The following is a 22,994-nucleotide window of genomic DNA, read 5'->3' as shown; positions in this document are numbered from 1 at the left end:
AACCTAATCGCTATGCAGTTTTGCCACAACCGATTTAGGAGAGCTATATATAAAATAAATGCCTTGAATAGATGAGTGCTATGCATAGTATGCAACAAAGATCGAGATTGACTCCCCTGAAAAAAAATTATAAAGTAATTCAAAAAATTGAAAAGAAAAATTATAAGTTTGTTTCGTTTCGTAATACAATTCCCCTAATCGATCGCTCCCATGATGGCTATAATCACAAATCACCATCGGGGCGCCAATTGCTAAACGCAAACTTGACAACTCACTTAAGCTGAGTCTCATTGGAATGGGGGAAATGTAATGACGGGGATGATGGATCTCGATCTGACACAAGACGGGCAGATTGTCGATTTGGAAGGCTTGCAGATTGATGCGCGATCTCCTTGGCAACGGTTAAGTAGTCAGCTCGAAAATCCCACATTCGGCGAGCCGATCGCCCTTACCCCCATCACTCCCGATCCGATCTCTCCTCCAGAACTTCACTTTAATAGCAGTGGTTACAGCACCGATCGCCCCGATTGGATTCGACCTCACGATCGCCGAGTTCCCAGGGATCGCCCCGTAGATTTGCTGACCGGAAACGATCCTCGGCATCGTCCGATCGCCCTCCAGCCAGAAGAACTCGATCTCCTCGGCGATGCGGCGATCGCGCGCTGGTCGAATACCGAATGGGGTCGTACAGGCGCCCTCAACCCAGATACCATTGAGTTCAAAGTTGAAGATTTACCCGGGTCGATCCTCGGACAAGCACGAGGAAACACGATCGCGATCGATCCCACGGCGGCGGGTTATGGCTGGTTTGTCGATCCGACTCCCTTCGACGATCTCGAATTTCAGCCCGTAGGGGAAGGATGGCGCGCCGATCCCCAAAGTGAGGCATTCGATCGCATGGACGTACTGACCGTTATCAGCCACGAACTCGGTCACCTTCTCGGTTTAGACGATCTCGAACATGGCGATCGTCCCCGTCATTTAATGAATGGTTCCCTGGCGGTGGGAGAACGACGATTCCCCGAGGAACCTCTAGAAACCGATTCGATCCCCGAAAGCGATCGCGCCTTAGCGCACAACATGGAAGCAAAGATCGTGATTGAGGATACATCGGAGGAGGCGTATTTCAATAATCCTACCCTTTCTCTAGGAATGCAAAATGCGATCGCCACCGGGGTAAAACAACTGCTAGAAAACCTCGATCGCGCCAGTGACACCCTCGGCGGTCAACTATTATCAATTCCCGGCATTATTGACGACTCGAACGTTCCGGGGCTGTTGGGAAGCACACAACTCGGCAGCTTATTAGAAAAGCAACTCATCCCAGTTATTAAGGGAAATTCGGACAACCTATCCTTAGACGAACTTGCCAGAAACATCGACGACATTGAAGGGAACCTAGACAGCCAAGAAAATCCTGGACTCAGTGGAAACTTCAGTGACGTTAATATCCAGTTACATCGCCTTAGCGATACTGCCGACAATTCCGACAGTTACGAATTACTCTTTGACTTCACACTCAACACTCGCTTGAGCGATCTCGTTCAACTCGATTTAGGAAAAAATGCCGATTTATTTGGGATCGACCTCGGAGACGATCTCCGACCCGAACTGTCTTTAAATACAGAAGTTAAGATCGATTTTTCTCTCGGAACGGCATTAAGTATAACCCAAATTGATTCCCAAAATTCAGAGAAAACAAATCTTAATATTAGCTTAAATCCAGATGATTTCTTTTTCCAAAATGCAGATTTAGAAGGAAGCATCAAGATTGAAGATCGCGACATGGACTTCGATTTGAATGTTGGTTTTTTAGAGACGCGAGTTGAAAATGGCAGCTTTTTACTAGATGTCAATCTCAATGCTAGCTTGGTAGATCCAGATCGGAGCGAAACAAGCGACAATCGCATTACCCTAAACGAACTTCAAGTCAATAATAACGATAGTTTAACGGCCTTAACAGCGACGGGAACTGTAGATATTGAACTACCCGTTAAAGTTAATCCCCTTCCAGGATTTTCTGAAGACTTTATAGACAGCGATGGTGCGACGATCGCGATCGATGCCGAGTTTGAAGATCTGTTAAACAATGCGATCGTTATTCCAGAAAGTAACGATCCACGCATGACCCTACCGATTTCCATCGATGAGGGATTTGAAAGCAATCTTTTACCCTTTGCTCAGATAAGTTCTAGCGATCTCGTCAGCTTGTTGGAACGGATTAAAACGCAAATCTCGAAAGTAGAAGCCTCAGAAGCCTTCAATGTATCTTTTCCTTTTGCAGAGAATACTGACCTCGGCGACGCGATCGGTTTAGCCGAGGCATTAAAAACAACACCGCTCGATCGCCTGACCAAGGATGACAATCAATTAAATATTGAAAATTTTCAAACATTTTCACAAGAAGTCGCCAGTATTTTAGGGCTAGATATAGCAGAAATTAACCCAAACTTCAATCCTGAAACGCAAGAATTGAAGTTTAATATTCAAGTTAATTCATCATTAGAAGAAATCGATGTTCCGATGGACTTCGATCTCGATTTAGGAGATCTAGGTAATTTCGAGAGCCAAAGCGAAGCCAATTTAACCCCAGATTTCAATCTCGATTTGACGGCGGGAATCGATTTGAGTGGAAAAGATACTGAAATTGGGATCGTGGCGATCGCCTTACCACCAGAAGACCAACAATCTCCATCAGAAAATGAAGGTGAATCTCCTTTAAATCCTCAATTAAATGGAGATGCTAACTTCAGCTTAAAACTGGCGAACAACGAGGAAGTTGCGATTAGCGTTACTCAAAATGAAACCCTGGATAATACCAGTGTTACCGATTTAATTGCCGATCTTCAAGCGGCGATCGATCGTGCTGGAATCGATACCGTTACCGTTAAAGAAATTTATGAAGACAACGGTTTTCTTTTATCGACATCTGAGATAATCTTACAGGTTTCCAGCGTTAATGAAGTTGCGAAGAGCTTGGGATTAGAGAAAGGCCAAATGGCGGCCAAACTGGCGATGTCTGGGCAGAGCGAGTTAATTCTAAAAGCAAGTCATCCTGTATCTATCGATAACATAACCAATGATATTAGCTTTGGTTTGGAGATCGAAACCAAGAATAACGATGGAGAAAAGAAGGTTGAGAAGGTCGATATTAAAATCACAAAGGATTTAGATTTTGATTCTGAATCGACCGTCAATTTATCTACAATCGTTAACGATATAAATTTAGCCTTAGCTGACGTTGAAACGACCGAAGGTGTCCCCCTCGGATCTGTCATACAAGCGGTTATTTCCGACGGGCATATTCTTTTTAAAACGAGCGATCCGAAAATTACATCCTTAGCCGTTTTAAATATTAATTCCGATAAAACTGAATCAGTTTTTGGCTTTGATTTTACGGAAGTAGCGGTCAAAATTGGCCTTCCTAAAAATGGGTTTTTATCCGAGGATGTAATCTTTAGGGTAAGTTTAGACAATAACGCCCCCGTCGAAATTACAGTAAAACCCGATCCGACTAATGCGGATACAGACGATCCGATCGCGGCCTTAATTGCTGATATCAATACAGCTTTAAAAAATAGTGATTTGTCCGATAAAATCATTGCCGGACGGAGCGGCGATCGCCTCATTTTAGCGGTCACTAGCGAAGCCAAGCAACTCGCCATTTATCCTGCCAATCAAGCGGCGATCGATCTTGGCATTAAAGAGAATTTTCAAACTAAAAATAAACCATCTTTAGAAACCTTTATTGAAGATGCTCGCATTGAAGGGAGTTTAAATTTAACCGCCGATCGGATCGCAGCAGAAGCACAACTTGGCTTTATCGGTCTCGATATTCACGGTAGTGAAAAAGATGATGAGATAGACGATGCTAAGATTACGGCTGAAGTCAATCTGTCCCTGACCGATTCTGAAGACAATACGAAGTTTACTTTTGGGGATCCAGAGGTCGATCTTGAAAACTTTCTAGAAGGAATCGAACTGGATTGGTCGGGGAACCTTACCTTACGAGATGTTGACGTTAAAGAGGGAGTGTCCGGACTCAATTTTAGCGATCTGGAAATCCCGATCGAGATTACTAACTCTAGCGATTATAAACTGCCCACGATCGCACCCGATCTGAGCGGTTTGGACTCCTTAAACAGCTTCCAAAATGTTAATTTTGACAAAGTTGTTGAAGTTCTAGAAAACACCACGACTCTCTTAAGGGACGAACTCTTATCGTTGGACGCTTTCGAGCAAGATTTACCCTTACTCGGACTCAATGCAGGCGACTTATTTGGATTTACTGAAACCTTTGCTGAAGTGGTCGCTGACTTCAATCGAAATCCGGCAGAAATTATTCAGCAACTCAACGATCGCTTGACCGAAGCCTGGGGGTTAACGCCAGGGAGCGATGTAGTCAGCCTTGTCTACGATGCGGCGACCTCGATCTTCAGGATCGATCTCAATTTAGTGGAAACATTGAGCGAATCGTTACCCTTGCAAATCGACTTGGGAACGATCGCCGACATTCCCAACGTAGAACTGCAAGGGTCTGCAGGGGTGTCATTGGAAGGTGGCGCCAAGGCAAAATTGAGTATCGGCATCGATTTATCCAATCCGGACAATCCCCTACCCTTTCTCGATCTCGATCGCAGCGAATTTGGGGCCGAATTTGCGGCGCGAGGGGAGAATTTAACCTTCGTAGCGGCGTTAGGATCGTTAGGATTGCGGGTCAGCGAGGGGGTCGTGGCGATCGACGGCGATGGAAATGCCGCGACTACCGACGATTTCGCCGAAGTGGCGATCGCCTTGCTCGATCCGACTCCCGGTGACGGTCGGCTTCTGTTCGACGAACTCAGTGAGATCGATGCGACGATCGCTGTCACGGGTGCTGCCGATGCCACGTTACCTTTATTCTTCCCGTCAGACTCCAATTTTATCGGCGATTTGGGTTTTGCAGTGGCGGACTTATCCCCTTTCTTCGCCGACCCGACCGATCCGACCCATTTCGATTTAGACATTCCCGATCTGTCCAGTCTGCTCGACGATCTCGATTTTAGTTTGTTGAGTAATTTCCATCTGGCGATCGAGGGAATTGATTCATTTTTAGCGGGGTTACAAACCTTGCTAGAAGGCAAAGTTTTTAACTCGACATTACCGCTAATTGGAGATGGGTTAACCGAGACGGCAACGTTTATCGAAGATATCCGCAGCGATTTTTATAACGGACTGCGCGATCGCCTCGAAAATGCGATCGCTCCCAAGCCAGAACTAATTCGAGAGAGCCTATTTGAGATTCTCGCCGAGGGAGGACTCAATCTATTACAAGATCGGAATAATTCGGGAGCGATCGATCTCGATGATATTCAGATTTCCGGAGATCCGAATGCTACTGAATTCCTAGAATGGGAGATGACTCTCGGCAATACCATCGCGATCGATGAAGATATTGCCTTCGATTTAGGTTTACCTGCTTTAGGATTAAGCGTCGATGGTAAGGTGAATGTCGATTTAGCATGGGAACTCGATTTTGGATTTGGCTTGAGTCGATCGCAAGGATTTTATGTTCTTCTCGATCCCAATCGTGAAGAATTGGTCGTCACCGTCGATGCAGGTCTTCCGGATTTCAAGGGGACGGGAAATCTAGGTTTCCTCAGTCTGCAAGCCGAGGATAATTCCCAGAACAATACCTCATTTAATGCTGAATGGGCGATCGATCTCGTCGATGGCAGTGGCAACGATCTTGAAAAACTCGAACTGTTTGAACTCAAAGGCTTAGACGTTAATTCGAGCTTGACAGGAACCGCAGATGTCAACCTCAAATTACAAGCCGCTATCGGTGGAGCCAACTTAGACGGAGAAATAACCGCCGTTCTTCCTAAGATCGCGAGCGATTTTGAGTTGGTCTGGGATTTAGGTAATAGTAACGGATCCGATAATTTTGGTAATTTAAAAACTCTGGCTTTAAAGAATGTCAGCCTCGATCTCGGCTCGTTTATTTCAGATTTCTTAAAACCGACCATCGGTAAAATTCAACAAATAACGGAACCCCTCGAACCAATTATTGATGTCTTAACTCAACCCCTCCCGGTTATTTCCCAGATCGCCGCAAAAAACATTACCTTGGTCGATCTAGGGAAAGCCTTTGGCGTAGGAGAGTTTGGCGCGATCGAAGATCTGGCAAATTTGGTTGATTTAGCGAATAAAATTGATAACTTAAGTAATCTAGAATCGCTCTCAATTTCTTTTGGGAGTTGGGATTTTAAACAATATATAGATAGTGAAACAAATGAGGTTAACGAGAAAGATATCGATGATAAATTAAATAAATTAGGCGCAGTCAATTTCTCTAATATCGAAGGGAATAATGCTGAGGCGATCGCCTTTATAAACGGACTCAGCCAGGGAGAAGAGGGCGGTAATTTAGAGTTTCCAATTTTAACCAATCGTTCGGAAGTCTTCAGCTTGCTTCTCGGAAAAGAAGCGAATTTTGTTACTTACGATATGGAGAAACTCGAATTCGAGTTTGAATACAGTCAATTCTTCCCAATTTTTGGGCCACTCGGTGCAGAAATTACCGGAATGCTTGGGGCTGAGATCGATTTAGGATTCGGTTTTGATAGCTACGGCGCCCAACGATTTGCCGAAGGGAATTATCAATATCCACTCGATATTTTCCGAGGATTTTATGTTAGAGATCGCCTGGAAGCCAATGGAGAAGGGACGGACGTTCCAGAAGCAGTTGTAATGGGAAGTTTGGTAGCCGCCGGAGTCCTTAATCTGCTGGTTGCCAAAGGCGGCGTTGGGGGAGGAATCTTTGCTAATATCGATTTCAATCTCAACGATCCGAATAATGATGGAAAAGTCAGGATTGAAGAACTTCTGAATAATATTTATTTAGGATTTCAAAATGGCGGGGGCTTGAAAAATCCAATCACATCTGTCTTCGATATCGGCGGTTCGGTAGAGGCAAAGTTAGAATGGTTTGTCGAAGTGTTTGGAAACAAGACAAGCGGACAAATAGGGCCTTCACTCCCCCTCCTCGATTTCAATATTGAGGTTCCTCGCGATCCCGTTCTAGCTAGCGTTATTGGCGATGGTATTTTGCGTTTAAATATGGGGGATTATGCAGCCGATCGCCTGCACCAAAATACTAAAGATGGCGACGAAAATTTTAAGGTTATTCAACAAAGCAATAATCCTGAAACAGGCCATCAGATTCAAGTTGAAGCCTTCGGAATCACTCAAACCTATCAAGGGATCTCGAAAATCGTCGCTTTCGGCGGGAGTGGCGACGATACCCTCATTTTGGAGAAGGCGAACCACTTCGGTGAAGAGAAGGCGACGATCGCCGCCGAAATTGACGGCGGATTTGGGAACGATAAGATCGATTGGCAGCACAGTAGCGGCGAGGTGACGATCGTCGGCGGATCCGGTAACGATACCTTGTCGGGCGGCAGTGGAAAGGATTCCTTAAGCGGTGGAAAAGGCCGAGATCTCATCCGGGGTAACGGCGGTGACGATCGCATTTCTGGAGGAAGCGAAGCCGATGCGATCGGTGGCGACGCTGGCAAAGATACGATCGCGGCGGGGGACGGTGACGATACGGTAGCGGGTGGCGGCAGTCTCGACGACCTCGACGGTGGGGCAGGTCGCGATCGGATCTGGGGCGATGCCACCCTCGATCTGGATGGAACCCTCAGCCACGATCTCCTGGATATCGGCGATGGCGATCGCATCAGTGGCGGCGCCGACGATGACGAACTCTTTGGGGAAACGGGTAACGATACGATCGCAGGGGGGACGGGAGCCGACGCGATCGGCGGGGATGCCGATGCGGACGAGATTTGGGGGGATTCCGATTTGAGCGTCAACGGCAAGATCCTCGCCCCTTTACCCCGTAGTGGGGGCAACGATACCCTCTCCGGGAATGGCGGGGGAGATCGCCTGTTCGGCGAAGACGGGAACGATTGGATTGGCGGTCATCTCGGCGACGATACGATCGAGGGCAATTATGGAAGCGATACCCTTTTGGGTCACGAAAATAACGACGTTCTCGATGGCGGGATGGAAACCGATCTATTGTTCGGCGGTGTAGGTAGCGACGTTCTCGATGGCGGGTTGCAAAGCGATTTGCTGTTCGGCGATCGCGGGATCGTCGCCGATCTGGACGATAACCCCAATGACACCCAGAACGATCGCGTAGCGGGAGACGGCGATCGAGATCGTCTCCTCGGATGGATCGGGGATGGTCAATCCATCACTCGGGATCTGGCATTGACCATCCCCGATCCTGGTGATGGGGACGACACGATCGCCGCAGATGCGGGAGACGACCTCGCCTTTGGCGGAACGGGAGACGATCGCCTCGTCGGCGATCGCCTTGCAGAAGACAGGGACAGCGACACGCCGACAGGAAACGATATTCTGATCGGCGATGGCGGACAAGTGTTATGGCGCGATCGCCAGCTCAACTCGATCGAAACCACCGATCCCCAAGTGGGGGGCAACGATACGATTGCCGGCAACAATGGCGACGATCTCGTCTTCGGAGGGTTCGGAAACGATGCGATCGTCGGCGGTCACGGAGATCGTCTGCCGACTACCGGATCGGACGGCGATCGACTCGTCGGCGATAGTGGCAAAATTGAATATCGAGATCGGCAAATCAGCCGTCTTTTCAGTCTGGATCCCACCTGGGGAGGTCGCGACACGATCGCCGGAAACGAAGGTGAAGACGAGATCCTCGGCGGTGCTGGCGATGACGAACTGACCGGGAACGAGGGCGACGATCGGATTTTAGGAGATAACGGCGCGATCGTCGGCGACGACGGTAGCGAGAGTGCCAACGATATTTACTCAACCGACCCGAATACAGGCGGCAGCGATCGCCTCGCCGGGGATGCAGGGGACGATGTTCTCATCGGCGGCGATCGCGACGATCGCATCGGGGGAAATGACGGCGACGATGTTGCCATCGGAGACCACGCCGAGATTCAACGCAACGACGACGGCGCCATCGAACGGATTGCCACCCGCTTTAGCGATGTCGGCGGTAACGATATCGTGGCGGGCGATCGCGGCGCCGATGTCGCGATCGGCGGGTTCGGACGAGATTCCCTCGATGGGGCCGCCGGAACCGATATCATCGCTGGAGACCATGGCGAACTGGATTATACTCTCGACGGCGATCTCGATACGCTCAATCGGTTTACTACCACCGATCCCACCGCAGGCGATCGCGATTCGATTTCCGGCGGCCACGATAATGACGCCCTCTTTGGCGGTACGTTCGGTGACGAGCTGACCGCCGGGGAAGGGAACGATCTCGTGTTTGGCGATTTCGGCCAACTCGAAGGAATCGTCGATTTGACCCAATTACCGCTTAATCAGCCGAATCCACCCTTTACATTGACGGCGATCGATACCCAAATCGAAGATCTCGGCGGCGATGAAGTGATTCGCGGGGGCGGCGGCGACGATATCATCCTCGGACAACAAGGACGCGATCGCCTGTTCGGCGAGGAAGGCGATGACGATCTGATCGGCGGACATAATCGAGCAGGCGGTGACGACAGCGACGACACGATCGACGGCGGAACTGGGAACGACGCGATCGCCGGGGACAATGCTAATATTGTCCGGCGAACCGACAGTCTCAACCCGCGAATGCGCGTTTTAGCCGGGGAGACGATCTATGACGAGGCAGGCAATGCTCAAGTCACGGCGGAAGGTCAAGCCAATCCAACCGATGCCGCCGAACGCAATATCGAGTTATTTGACCACCACATCGATACCGAATCTCGCCAGTTTGGAAACGACGCGATCGCCGGGGGAGCCGATGACGATGCGATCTTCGGTCAACTCGGTGACGATATCGTTCGAGGCGATCGTTCGATGGACGAATCCGCCAGTCCGAGGGATCCTTTCGCGATCGCGGAAGACGACGGCGACGACTACATCGAAGGGAATGGCGGCAGCGACCTCATTTTCGGCAATTCCGGTCAAGACGATATCATCGGCGGTAGTTCTAGCCTGTTCGGCAACGATACACCTCAACAACGTCCCGACGGCGAAGATACGATCTTTGGCGGGGCCGCCACCGACGGCGATCGTAACCATTCCGGTGACGAATCCAGCCGAGGTCACGCCCGCGATGCGGACGCGATCGCCGGGGATAACGCTAATATTTTCCGCTTAGTCGGCATCGATGGCATATATGCGGCGGCCTTTTTAACTTTCACTTACGATAACTACCATCGTCAGGCGAAAATTATACCGCGTGCGGTGGTCGAATTAGATTATACTCCCAGGGATCCCCTACAGGCGATCGGCAGCCACGACCTCATTTATGGGGAAAATGGCGATGATGCCATTTACGGCATGACAGGTAACGACGTCTTATTCGGTAACGGTCAAAATGACGACCTCATCGGCGGGATCGGCTCCGATCGCATTTATGGCGGTACCGGAGAAGATGGCATTCTCGGCGATGACGGACGCTCGTTCACCAGTCGCAATGGCGAGACCGAATCCCTCTACGGACTCAATACCCCCGATCGCCAACGCAACATCTCACTCCCCGGACCGTTTACCGGGGCGATCGTCCACGAAAGCGGACGCCTCAAAAAAGAGGCGCGATCGATCGCCTTCGAGTTCGGCGACAATGACCTAATTTACGGCGGTTTGGGCGATGATTTCCTACATGGGGGGGCCGGTGACGATGCCATCTCCGGCGCCGAAGCCCTCGCCACCTTCTACACCGCCGATCCGGTCAGCGATTTCGACCCCTTGGGTTACGATCCGGACACCCGTAAATTCGCCGCCTACGACGCCGATAACCCACGCCAGAAGCTCGATTCTTTCCCGATCGAGTTTGAAGCTACCGATACCGACGGCAACAAGATCGACGATGGCAAAGATTATATTTTTGGCGATAACGGTCACGATTGGTTAGTCGGTGGAACGCGCAACGATCGCCTGTTCGGCGGGCTCGGTGACGACCTCTTAAATGCCGACGACAATCACGATACCAATGGCGGCTCTAACGATCGCCCCGACGACCCGGAATTTGCCGACGCCGACTTTGCCTTTGGCGGTGGCGGTTTGGATGTGTTAATCGCCAATACGGGTGGCGATCGCCTGTTCGACTGGACGGGAGAATTTAACAGTTTCTTCGTTCCCTTCAGTCCCTTTGGGTCGCCGACGATCGTGCGATCGATTTCACCACAGGTCGTTGAATTTCTACTCGATCTCGGCGAAAGCAGTGGTGCGGATTCACAATTGAGCGAACCGGATGGCGAACTCGGTTTGGTGACTCAAAAAGATCCACAATGGGGCGATCGACACGGGGCGCCGCGCGATCCACAACCGGGGAATCTCCCGGGAGTCCAACGCGATACCCAAGGCAGTCCGGAAGGTCGTGAAGCAGGTCGGTCTAATCCGAGTGGCAATACCAACCGACCGTCACCAACACCGATATTTGAAGGGGCGATCGCGCCGAATGCCTCGCAGAATGTCAGTTCGACCGCTTTGGGTGAGAGCGATCCCATCCCCGGGCGCGAGGATCGTACCACCCCCGGGGAAAATCGCTCCCCCAGTTCTGGCGATCGCGCTGGGGGCGATCGCACTCCCACCCCTCGGATTTCTATACCCGTTGAAGATAGCGAAGAAACTGCGGAAGATTCCCTAACTTCCGAGACTTCTACAACTTCACCGGAACCAATCCTTGACGCCAGCCAACCGACTCCAACCGTCGAAAATTCTGCCCTAGTTGGAGACAACGAACAAACTTCTGAGGAGTTATCAAGTTCGCCAACTTCTACAACTTCATCGGTTTCAATCAGTCAAGACCGTGAAGATGAAGCGCCAAAATTAGGAGCTGAGGAGTCAAGTACCGATCCCGTACAAGAGACGAATACTAACAATACAGAAATCCCCCATCCGGCTGAGGCGATCGTTACTGAACTTACCCCCGTTGAACATCACTCAGTTGCAGATAACTCAGTTCGGGAAAACAATGCAATAGAAACGAGTTATCCAGAACCGATTGAGTTAAATCCGATTGACTTAGATCCGATTGACTTAGATCCGATTGACTTAGATCCGATTGACGTAGAAAATATCGGGCTATCTCAAGAGGCGATCGCCCCAACGGATGAAATAGCCGTTAAAGATGAACCAGCTTCCGAATCCGAATTGTCAGTTGAGCAATCGCCAATCGAGACAACCGAAACCGAGATCGTCAATCCACCCTCAAATTCCCCCTTACAACAACCGCAAGACCTACAAGAATCGACAGAACCCACGATCGTCCAACAAACCTATACCAGTGGCGATCGTAATCTGAGTATTCCCGATCTGGAGATGTTGCGATCGACCTTGGCTATCGGCGATCGTGGCACGATTTTAGACCTGAACGTGCAACTCGATATCGACCACGATCGTCCTCAAGATCTTGAAGTTTTCCTCGAACATCCTCAAGGATTACGAGTACAACTGTTGAGTAATTTTGGCGGTCAACAACTTAACGAGTTTGTCTTAGATGATGACGCCGAACTTCCAATTTCAGCAGTGAATCATCCCAATATTCGCACCTTCCGACCCGAAACCCATCTGAGTGTATTGGAAGATCTGAGTGTAGAAGGCTTGTGGACTCTAGAAATCCGGGATAACCGCAAACAAAAACATGGAATTCTCAACAGTTGGTCAATTCTAGGTCAGATCCTTTCTGAAGGTTCGGCTTAGAGTAAAAAGGAACTGTTCGAGCATTTTTTCCCTTCAAAAGGGGTCAAACTAATCACGGTGGTTTAACCTAAATCGGACAGTAAAGCAGGATAATTATCCCTCTTCTGTCACTCTAGGAAAACCCTTGTTTTGACTTAATTTAAAGACTCTTATCGGGTCGGCGATCGCCACGGATTTTCCTCATAGGAACTCACACATCGCGTCAGAGCCGCCTCGGTCTCTCTCGATCGAGGATCGGGCGATCGCCATCTCCGACAATGATAGAAGAGAGATATATAGACTGGTTGTTGTTCTCAAAAATAAGCAGTTAAGACTATTAGATAAATTGAATATTTATTCCTAAGTTAGCCAAAAATATCCCGATCTTTGTATCTAATTAAAGAGAAACTCTATATTTCGATCGAGATTGCAAAACTTCTCAAAAACTTTAAAAAAATCAGCAAAAAAAATCGGTAGAATTTTTTAAATGTAATATGGTTGAGATCGCATCTTTGACTATTCGATCGCATAGGGCATCGAAGACGATCGGGAAGCTCGGGCTAAAGGGTTCAATCTACTCGTGATTTCATTGGATGGAAGCGCAAGCGCTTCGCAAGTTGCAAGCCAATGGATAAGCGACAAAGCCGCGACAATCGATACATTAACAACCAATCGCTAAAATGAAACTATTATCTATATTAGGCAGGCACTGGAAAGAAAGCTATCTGTTTATTCTGTTAGCTTTGGGTATCTGTACGGTTTTCATCAAAATCGTTTTATTTCTGTACTACCACCACAATATCCCGATGGGGCATTTATCCAGAGATTTATCGGTGATTGCCAACCTGCCCGCCCATGCTGGATTTTTATCCCAAATCGGTATATTTTTTTGGTCTGGGACTACTGGAATTTGTTTGCTGAGTTATAAAGTGGTCTCCAATTTCCCCCGAACCGATCCCATAAAACGGTTTTTTCTCATTTCAGCCATTTTCACACTCATCCTCGGAATCGACGATGCTTTTGTATTACACGAAGATATATTTCCGGCGATTGGCATCCCAGAAAAATTAGTTTTATTAAGTTATGCCCTCTTTCTGTCCTTCTATCTCGTCAAATTTTTCAGAGTTATTCTGCAAACCGAATATCTGTTACTCGTGACTCCTCTATTTTTCTTCGGACTCTCGATTTTTATCGATCTTCTCAGTAGACTCAGACCGGACTTTTTGGGAATTCACGACGATATCCGACTGTTGCTTGAAGATGGCACGAAACTTGTGGGAATTGTAAGCTGGTTTATTTATTTTCTGCACTGTGGCGAACAGTTAATTCTTCGCTATTTGAGAAAATACGATTTTTAAAGAAAAGTTAAGCTATTGCTACTGTTTCTTTGAACGCCAAAGCCCTCGCCTAGATCGGGCTGTATTTTCAAGCGACTATTGGCTGAGTTGAACGAGATCGCCGCTCCTCCCTTCTAACAAATAAGTCCTCATCTGTCCCTTGCCTTTGATGTCGATCGTTCCTCGTTCTTTCAAAAGATAATTTCGATTTTTTAAGCATTCATAGGTTGCCTCAGACAAATGAATACAACCTGGAATTCCGTGTGATTCCATCCGGCTCGCAATATTGACCGTATCCCCCCACAGGTCATAAATAAACTTTTTAATACCGATCACCCCAGCAATAACAGGTCCGGTATGAATACCAATTCGCATAGTCAAAGACGTATCCACTTCTTGATTAAATTTGGCAATTTCTGCCTGCATATCTAAGGCCATTTCCGCGATCGCCTCTGCATGATCTTCGCGAGGAACGGGTAAGCCACTGACGACCATATAACAATCGCCAATTGTTTTAATTTTTTCCAATCCATGTTTACCGACTAGGCGATCGAAACGCGAAAAAATTTCATTGAGTAAACCCACTAATTCCGCCGCCGGAATTTCCGAGGAGAGTTTGGTAAAGCCGACAATATCCGCAAATAAGACCGTCACTTCGGCAAAGCTATCGGCGATCGTATTTTCTTGTAATTTGAGGCGATCGGCGATCGGTTCCGGCAAAATATTCAGCAAAAGATTTTCGGCTTTTTGTTGTTCGATTTTAACTTGCTCTGTGGACGATTCGATCGCTCCCAACATCGAGTTAATGGCAGTCGCCAAACTCGATAGTTCGTCTTTCCCGGGAATCGAAACTCGACGGGAAAGATCGTTATCTGTTCCGATCGTTTCTACGTCCTTACTCAGATGGGTCAAGCGAGCGAGAATGATTCTTTCTAAAAGTAATAATGTTAAAATACCAAACCCTATTCCCAAAATGAATAAAGTAATAATTAACGTATTGAGTGTTGTTTCTCCCTGCTTGGAAATATCCCGAGGAATATTAATTTGTAATAATAACGCCGGAGTGCCGTAGATATCATTAAGAACCGTATAGCCTGCCATAATATCCGAGTTGAGCGCTTCCACGGAAATCGGCACTTCGCGATCGCTAGAGCTTAATTGCAGCGCAATTCGAGCGGGATCGATCGCATTTTTTGGCGGCAAACCGATCGCCTCACCGCGATCGAGACGGTAAGCCGTAATATCTAAATGGGTCAGTTCCGCCAGATGTTGGATTTCTGCCGCATCTAAATTCCGTCCGAGAACCAAGGTTCCACGACTCGGACCGCCGCCATCGCTCGTTAAAATCGGTCCGGAGGCGATCGCCATCGGTCCCCTTTCCAGCATCACAATTCCTTGAATTGCCTCTTCATAACTTTCAACTAAAGACTGATTCTCTTGTAAATAGGTGGAAATATCTGCACTCAAAGGCAGAATTTTCTTCTCGTCGAGATCGAACGCCGTCCCGTAAACTAATTCCCCGCTTTTATTAATAAATAATAGCGCATTTGCCCCAATAGAAAGTAAATTAGTTTCCCCTAAATTTCGCGTCACATAATCTCTATTTTTCGTTTCGATAAAATTATACGTCTCATCCCAAATACCCCATTGAAAATTCAAGTTTTTGAATTCGTCGAGATAATTTGAGAACGCATCTCTTACCCGTTGTACATTCTGCTTAGCTTCCCGTTCTTCTAATTTAGTAAAACCATCGAGCAGAATTGTGCGAGAAGTGTAATACAACACGCCAACAAGACTCCCCAAAGTAATGGAGATGGCGAGCAGGGTATTCCTTCGCAAAGTCATAAGCAAGAGGGGCCAGAGCTAGATTGACATTGGGATTATCACATTTTTTGAGTCCCCTTGCTTGCTAATGCCGACCCGTCAACCGTCCGCTACCCTCTCGACGTGGGATGACAATCTTAAGCCTTAAGGTTAAATTGAGGTTAATTGGAGTTTAAGCGATATAACCTGACGGCAGCGTGCATCATCTCTCCATTCCTGCCTTGCAAGCAGACCACCAAGCTCAGCGATGGCAAACCTTTGTAAGGAAAAAACAAGCAAATCAGCTTTATTTGTCAGTTTTTCCTAAATTTTCTGCTGTTTTCCAGATTCGGCTGCAATTATGCCGATCTTCTCCGAAATGGACGAGGACAATTTTTCACTCACCGTTGTTTATCGCTGATGGGGCGATCGCAGTCAATTTTTCGTATTAAAGGATAAAAAATTAGCATGAAACTGGTTATTTCTCCTCTAGAAGCTAGAAAATGGTTGGGAATTACAGCCGTCGGTTTATTTTTAGCAAGTTTGGCAAGTTTGGCCGTCAAATTTTTTGTCTTGAAATTTGCACCAAATGTGAATAATATCGATCTATTTGTCGATTTCTTTCACCTCGATCGCGAGAAAAATTTGCCCAGTTTATTTTCTGCTTTACTCCTATTAATTTCATCAATTTGTTTGGCAATTATTGCACTGGGAAATACCCGAGCTAACCACCGCTATAAAAAACATTGGTTTGCTTTATCTCTGATTTTTCTATTTTTATCAATCGACGAATGGAATAGTTTTCATGAGTTACTCACCGATCCGTTACGGGCGAATTTGAACACCAGTGGAATTTTCTTTTTTGCTTGGGTTATTGTTGCGATTCCCCTGGTGGCGACGCTTTTCCTTGTTTACTTAAAGTTTTTGCGAGATTTACCCCCTCATACTAAAAAGCTATTTTTCATGGCAGGAGGGCTGTATCTATCGGGAACCTTGGGCATGGAATTAATTAATGGCTATTACTTTTCCCAAAATGTCAATGCAATCCTCGCCCAAGAACCTATTCCGGCAATGATTTATGCGGTAATGACTCATATTGAAGAGTTATTAGAGATGGTAGGCATTGTCACTTTTATTTATGCCCTGACTTCTTATATGAGTCGCTACGTCGAACAATTGGAAATTTGGGTTGACGATCGCCAGAAATCCTCGATCTCCAAAATGTAGAAACTTAAAAATGTAGAAACTTCCTCAATCTATCCGCCGATCGCCGCGATCGCCCTTGATTTAAAACGCTTTGTAGTCAACAATAAAGTTGATTCCACAAAGCGTTTTTACATTTATGCACTCATCGCTGGCGGAACTGATTTCCGAAATTTGTCAGCACCCCCTCACCAGTCCTAAAAGACGGAAAGCCTTTAACCGCCTGATTGCGGCGATCGCCCGTCTTCCCGGACTCACTAAATCTTCCCATCCGGACTATCTCGATGCCTTCAATCAAACCCTCACTTGGGTCAATCGAGAAATTTGCCATCAATTTGACTGGACTCAACCCGATGTCGAACGGCGATCGGTTCAATGGTTGAATAGTTATTTGTATTGGCGAATTAAAGATTTATATGCTAAAAATTCAAGCGATTCAGTGAGTTTAGATGCTCCTTTAACTGAAGACAAAAGCATCACTTTAGCGGATTTACTTTCGGATTCCTCCGGCGATCGCCCCACCCGGGACGGACTCGATATTTATATTCAAACCCTCGAACGCGAACATCGCCAAAATCTCGCCCTCAAACTAGAACAATACATCGAAACCGACCCAGAAAATCAGTTAAAACAATGTCATCCAAAAGCCTATCCCCAATGTAACGCTCAAGAAATTGCCCGCCGCGTGTTACTTAAATATCCTCCCGAGAAGTTTACGGCGATCGCCCGCGAATTTGGCATCAACTATCAAACTTTAAAATCCCATTGGGAACGCAATTGCCGACCGTTATTACAAGAGATCGCCCGACAACTCGGATATCAATCGGAAAGTTAACGTGATGAATAGTCCCGACCTTTCTTTATTCACCATTCCACTCGGAAGACAAGCCCACGATCGCGCCCGCGATTTCGTCCGTCAATCGATAACTTTTGTATCAGAAGAGCAGAAAAATGCCGTAGGAAAGCGAATTTATTTGAATAATCTTGCTATTTTTGCAGTTAATTATTATTTGAATTGGTTGGCGTATGAAACGGATTTGATGGCCGGAGATTTTGCCGATCCGATCTTGCGTTCTCGCTGGGATATTGCCGATTTGACGATCGCCGATCTCGGTAAATTAGAATGTCGTCCACTGTGGGAAGGCGAAACTTGCGTTGCTTTACCTCCAGAAGCGACGGGCGATCGTTTGGGCTACATTCTCGTTGAGTTGTGTAACGAACTCAATGGCGCTAATTTACTTGGTTTTTTACCGAGTTTTGACGAATCATCGACCCCAGATTTTTTAGCTGTCAGCGATTTATTATCTCTAGACGATCTCATTGATTATTTATTTCGGTTGGAAAGTACGAGAGAATTTTTACAAGGAAACGATCCGATCGCCCACGACGTTTGCCATCGGTTAGAAGGGCGAGAAATTAGCGAAATTGCCGCCCAGTTAGAGCGCATTTATCGACAGGAAAGCGAAGACGAGCAACCTTATGCAATTAAAGATTTACTGTTAGGAACGGTTATCGTAGGGACGGGCGATCGCAATCTCAATGCTCCCGTAAATACCGATGACGATTGGGAAGTTCTCGACCTCGCCGAAAGCTTATTAGAAAAACTTCGCACCCTTTGGCAAGGTTAAATCCGATGGTTTTTCTTATTTTAAGAGTGTAATTTTTTGTTGTTTTTACACGCCATCGATCGCAAATCTGAGAGAGGTGATTTCATGGACGAACGAAAAATAAATGCCTACACCAATTTACTGATGCAAATACTGCAATGTTCGAGAGATGACGAGATCGATCGCCTCTTGGAAATGCGATCGGATGTCTTCGATCGCGGGTTTATCGAATTTATAGAAATGGCTGGAAATTTAAAGGTAAAACAAGGTGAAGTTCATTTAGGAAATTTATGTTTTGAGTTAGCCTCTCAACTATCATTAAAACTCGATCGTCAATCTAGCCAATTCCGTGAAGGCGATCTTGATTTTCTAGATCGACTAATTAACATCGTCAAAAATCGAGGTAATGAAAGTGAATCTATTTTTAGATTCTTACAACAATATTTAGACCGCCTCGATACCCATTTTGTTGAATTTTTATATCTGTTTGCCGATCGAGAATTTCCAAAATATTCAGCCGATAAACAGGAAGTTTTAGCAATAGTATTTCACGATTTAAGTCATTTATTATTACAGTGTCCTTTTGGAAATCGAGCCAATATTGTCGAAATTGCGATCGCCTGTTGCGATCTCACTTTGCGCGTTTATCGTCGAGACAGTCATACCGATGAATGGGCGATCGTTCAAAATACTTTGGGATTGTGTTTTATCGATCGCCTTCAGGGCGATCGTAACCGTAATATCGATCGGGCCATTCAATGTTATCAACAAGCTTTAACCATTCATACTCCCGAACAGTCTCTTAATAATTGGATCACTTTAAATATTAATTTAGCGAGCGCCTATGTGGCTAAGCCACAAGGCAATATTTCAGAAAATTTTGAAAAATCTATCGGCCACCTTAAATTAGTTTTACAAACTATCGATAAAAGAAAAAATTTAGAAACTTGGGCATTTGTCCAACATAATTTAGGTGCCATTTATCTCGATCGCCCCCTTGGTAATATATTAGAAAATATTGAAACGGCGATCGCCTGTTGCGAAGCCGCTTTATCGGTGTACGATCGCCAAAAAAATCCCGTTGACTGGGGAAAAGTACAACAAAATTTAGGAATCGCTTATTTCAAACGACGTCAAGGCGATCGTTCTGTTAATTTAGAATTATCAATTTATTATTCAAACTTATCTTTAGATATATTTTTGCCTGAATTTTTCTTAGGCAATTGGTCAAAAATTAAAGTAAATTTAGCCCGAGCTTATGAAGATATAAGCCAAAATAAATCGGATAATTTAGAAAAGGCTCTCAACTGTATTAATGATATTTTTGAAAATTTAAGTTTAAATGATGCCCCGGAACAATGGGCAGAAGCTCAATTAGAACTCGGTCGTGTTTATTCCCAACGCATTCAAGGGGATTTGATTGAAAATTTTGAGCGGGCGATCGCCGCTTATCAATCCGCCTTATCCGTTTATACGAAAGAACTGTTTCCGGAAAAGTGGGCGTCGGTTCAACATGCTTTAGGATATGCTTATTACGAGCAATTACTAACAACAAGACCGCAACCCATTGAGCGAGCAATCGAGCATTATCAACAAGCGCTTTTGGTTTACACTCCTAAGACTTTTCCCTATATGTGGGCTTGCACTCATCTCAATTTAGCCAATGCTTACAATCTTTGCAAAACTGGATCGATTGCAGAAAATATAGAATTGGCGATCGATTCTGCCCGAAAAGCTTTGAAAGTTTATACCCAAGAAAATTTTTCATTAGAATGGGCCGATTTACAAAACAATTTAGGACAGTTTTACACTCGTCGAAGTCGAGGACATCGAGACAGTAATATTCAACAATCTTTTTTATACTATGAAAATGCATTAAAGGTTTACAATCGACAGTCTTTTCCCCTGGAATGGGCAAAAATTATTTTAAATTTTGCCAATCTTTTCAAAGAATTAGGAAAATCTCAAGAGGCGATCGCTCATTTAGAATTAGCCTTAGAGGTCTTTACTCTCGATGCATTTCCTTATGCTGCTTCAGTTTGCGGAAATCTTCTAGGAAATATAGCGTTTGACTTAGGTCAGTGGGAAAAAGCAATTTATGGTTATGAATTGGCGGTTAAAGGCGCCGAAATTAGTCGTTCTTGGATTAAAGATGATACTCGTCGCCAAGAGATTTTAATTCGATTATTCGGAAACAATCCGAAAATTGTAGAAGCCTGCATTCATCATGGCGATATTGAGAAAGCTGTGGAGTTTTTGGAGCGATCGCGATCGCGTTTTCTCGCCGATTTAATCACCAGTCAAGAACTCCTATGTTCTCAATATCTTTCTGACGAAATTAAACAGTATTTACAAGACTACGAACGTCTACAAGAACAAATCGATCGCCTTTATTTTTTCAACGATTCTCAACTTGAGCGATCGGCGATCGCTCACTTCGATCTGCTCGCCAATCGCACCTCTTCTAACATACAAGAACAGATCGCTCAATTAGAATTAGAAAAACAAAAAATATGGAAAAAATTTAGACATATCGATCCAGTATTAGCGGGAGAATTAGAAATCGAACCTCTCCGATTCGATCGGATTCAAGCTTTAGTCAAAACTCGAACCATTGCGCTTCTCAGTTTTTATGTTAGCGAAGAAGATACCTATATTTTTATCGTCCGAAAAGATCGGCTAACTTATCAGCTTTGTCCGACCCAAGGGAAGAACAATTTACAACAATGGTTGTTTAAACAGTGGTTAGAACCCTACATTGCGAGTGGCGATCGCACGAAATCAGAAGAAGAACGAAAACAATGGCGAGAACAATGGCAAAATACTATTCCTATTGTACTCACCGAACTTTCCGAACGCCTGCAAATCGATCGCCTGATCGACGAACATCTTCAGGGAATTGAAGAACTCATTATCATCCCTCATTTATTGTTACATCAAATTCCTTTAGGCGCCCTTCCTATCGCCGAAAATTACTATTTTTGCGATCGATTCTTGATTCGCTACGCCCCCAGTTGCCAAATTTTAAACTACTGTCAAAATCGTCCTAGTATTCCCGATTCAACGACCTACGGGATGGTTGAAGATACGCGAGAAAATCTGGCTTTTACGAATTTTGAATGTCACTATATTGCCGAACTGTTTCAAATTCCCAATCGATTTCGCCTCAGAGGACGACAACAGGGAACAGTTGAAAACTTCCGGGAATTGGTCGCGCAAGTCAACGCCATTCATTTGAGCCATCACGCCGCATCGCGACTCGATCGCCCTTTAGAATCGAAATTAGAATTAGGTAACGGTTACATTACTTTGGGTCAATTGATGACACCGGGATGGCGGTTTCCCGATCTCGTCGAAGTCTCTCTTTCTTGTTGCGAAACTGGGTTTACACTGACTGGAATTACCGACGATACCCTCACGTTTGCGGCTGGTTTTTTATGTGCCGGGGCGCGCCACGTTGTCAATACCTTGTGGTCGGTCAACGATCTGTCTACCGCACTTTTTTCTATGTTTTATTACCGCGATCGCCAGCAGGGAATTTGTCGAGTTGCAGCGTTACAGCGCGCCCAAAAAGCATTAAGAACCCTCGACAGTGAAACTCTAAAAACGGTTTATCAACCGCAAATGATTGCGTTGTTCGACGGACAATTTAAACGCTTGAATGAAGCGCGTCAAACGGTCAAAGCCAAGCGAGAAGCTTCGGCTACAGATAGTCCCGAATACGAACAATGGGACGGGATGTACAAGCAGTTGAGCGAAAAAGCGAGTCTGGCGCGTCGTAACAAAAAAATAGTACAACAGGCGATCGCAAAAACGGCGGAACAACCGCAACCGTTTTCCCATCCGGTTTACTGGGCCGCGTTTATCGGTTCTGGATTGCGTTAGTGGTGCAAGTTTGCACTCCCTGGGGAGTGGCAAAAGTTTTTTGATACTCTCAAACTCCCGGTGCAGAAGGGTTTCGGCGATTCAACCGAGGGCTTTCTGGCAAAAAGTTGCGCCGAATTTGCATAATTTTTTCGTTTCACCCCGGTTAGTTAAAAAGCGCAGTTGGCCAACTCGCTTCTCCCTATAACTCTATAAATGACCGAGGAGAAACGAGTGATGATTCACGTTGTTTTGTCTGCCGTTGCGATCGTTGTCAGTTCGGGAACTGTAGTTTTTAGCGATCGCGCCGAGTCTGCTATTTTTACGTCCTATTTTAGCGATTCTTCCCGTTTTGAGGAGGTAGCGATCGCCCAAAATACGACATCGAAGACAGACCCGAACGAAGAGAACGACGATCCGATTGTGGATCCCAATTAGATGTTTGCGATTGTCATTGGCGATCGCAAAG

General features: G+C 46.1%; 8 protein-coding genes. 7 read left to right on the top strand and 1 reads right to left on the bottom strand.

Features of this window, described 5'->3' with window-relative positions; genetic code table 11:
* Window positions 1–318: 318 nt before the first annotated feature.
* Complete coding sequence (locus JJD41_RS10115; protein ID WP_234488576.1) at window positions 319–12,732, top strand: proprotein convertase P-domain-containing protein; 12,414 nt, start codon at window positions 319–321, stop codon at window positions 12,730–12,732.
* A gap of 659 nt (window positions 12,733–13,391) precedes the next feature.
* Entirely contained in the window at window positions 13,392–14,069 is a 678-nt protein-coding gene (locus JJD41_RS10110) for a hypothetical protein (RefSeq protein WP_200665802.1), read from the top strand.
* A gap of 75 nt (window positions 14,070–14,144) precedes the next feature.
* Here JJD41_RS10110 and JJD41_RS10105 read toward each other — a convergent pair whose 3' ends face one another.
* Window positions 14,145–15,893, bottom strand: coding sequence for an adenylate/guanylate cyclase domain-containing protein (locus JJD41_RS10105; RefSeq protein WP_200665801.1), 1,749 nt, complete (start codon window positions 15,891–15,893; stop codon window positions 14,145–14,147).
* Window positions 15,894–16,319: 426 nt separating this feature from the next.
* On the opposite strand from JJD41_RS10105, the gene JJD41_RS10100 reads away from it, so the two are divergent.
* The 5 genes from JJD41_RS10100 (at window position 16,320) to JJD41_RS10080 (ending at window position 22,963) form a co-directional block, all read left to right on the top strand.
* Complete coding sequence (locus JJD41_RS10100) at window positions 16,320–17,078, top strand: hypothetical protein (RefSeq protein WP_200665800.1); 759 nt, start codon at window positions 16,320–16,322, stop codon at window positions 17,076–17,078.
* A gap of 115 nt (window positions 17,079–17,193) precedes the next feature.
* Entirely contained in the window at window positions 17,194–17,889 is a 696-nt protein-coding gene (locus JJD41_RS10095; RefSeq protein WP_200665799.1) for a hypothetical protein, read from the top strand.
* A gap of 4 nt (window positions 17,890–17,893) precedes the next feature.
* The gene (locus tag JJD41_RS10090; RefSeq protein ID WP_200665798.1) at window positions 17,894–18,682 is read left to right on the top strand and encodes a DUF1822 family protein; all 789 of its coding nucleotides are present in this window, start codon (window positions 17,894–17,896) and stop codon (window positions 18,680–18,682) included.
* An 84-nt stretch (window positions 18,683–18,766) separates the two neighbouring features.
* Window positions 18,767–22,546 (top strand): CHAT domain-containing protein, encoded by a 3,780-nt coding sequence (locus JJD41_RS10085; protein WP_200665797.1) that lies wholly within the window; start codon window positions 18,767–18,769, stop codon window positions 22,544–22,546.
* Window positions 22,547–22,762: 216 nt separating this feature from the next.
* Entirely contained in the window at window positions 22,763–22,963 is a 201-nt protein-coding gene (locus tag JJD41_RS10080) for a hypothetical protein (RefSeq protein ID WP_200665796.1), read from the top strand.
* Window positions 22,964–22,994: the final 31 nt, after the last annotated feature.

This window comes from Oxynema mangrovii CENA135, from assembly GCF_016632315.1.
GTDB lineage: Bacteria > Cyanobacteriota > Cyanobacteriia > Cyanobacteriales > Laspinemataceae > Oxynema > Oxynema aestuarii.
The sequence above is the reverse complement of the archived record's forward strand: the minus strand, read 5'-3'. Positions and strand labels throughout refer to the sequence as shown.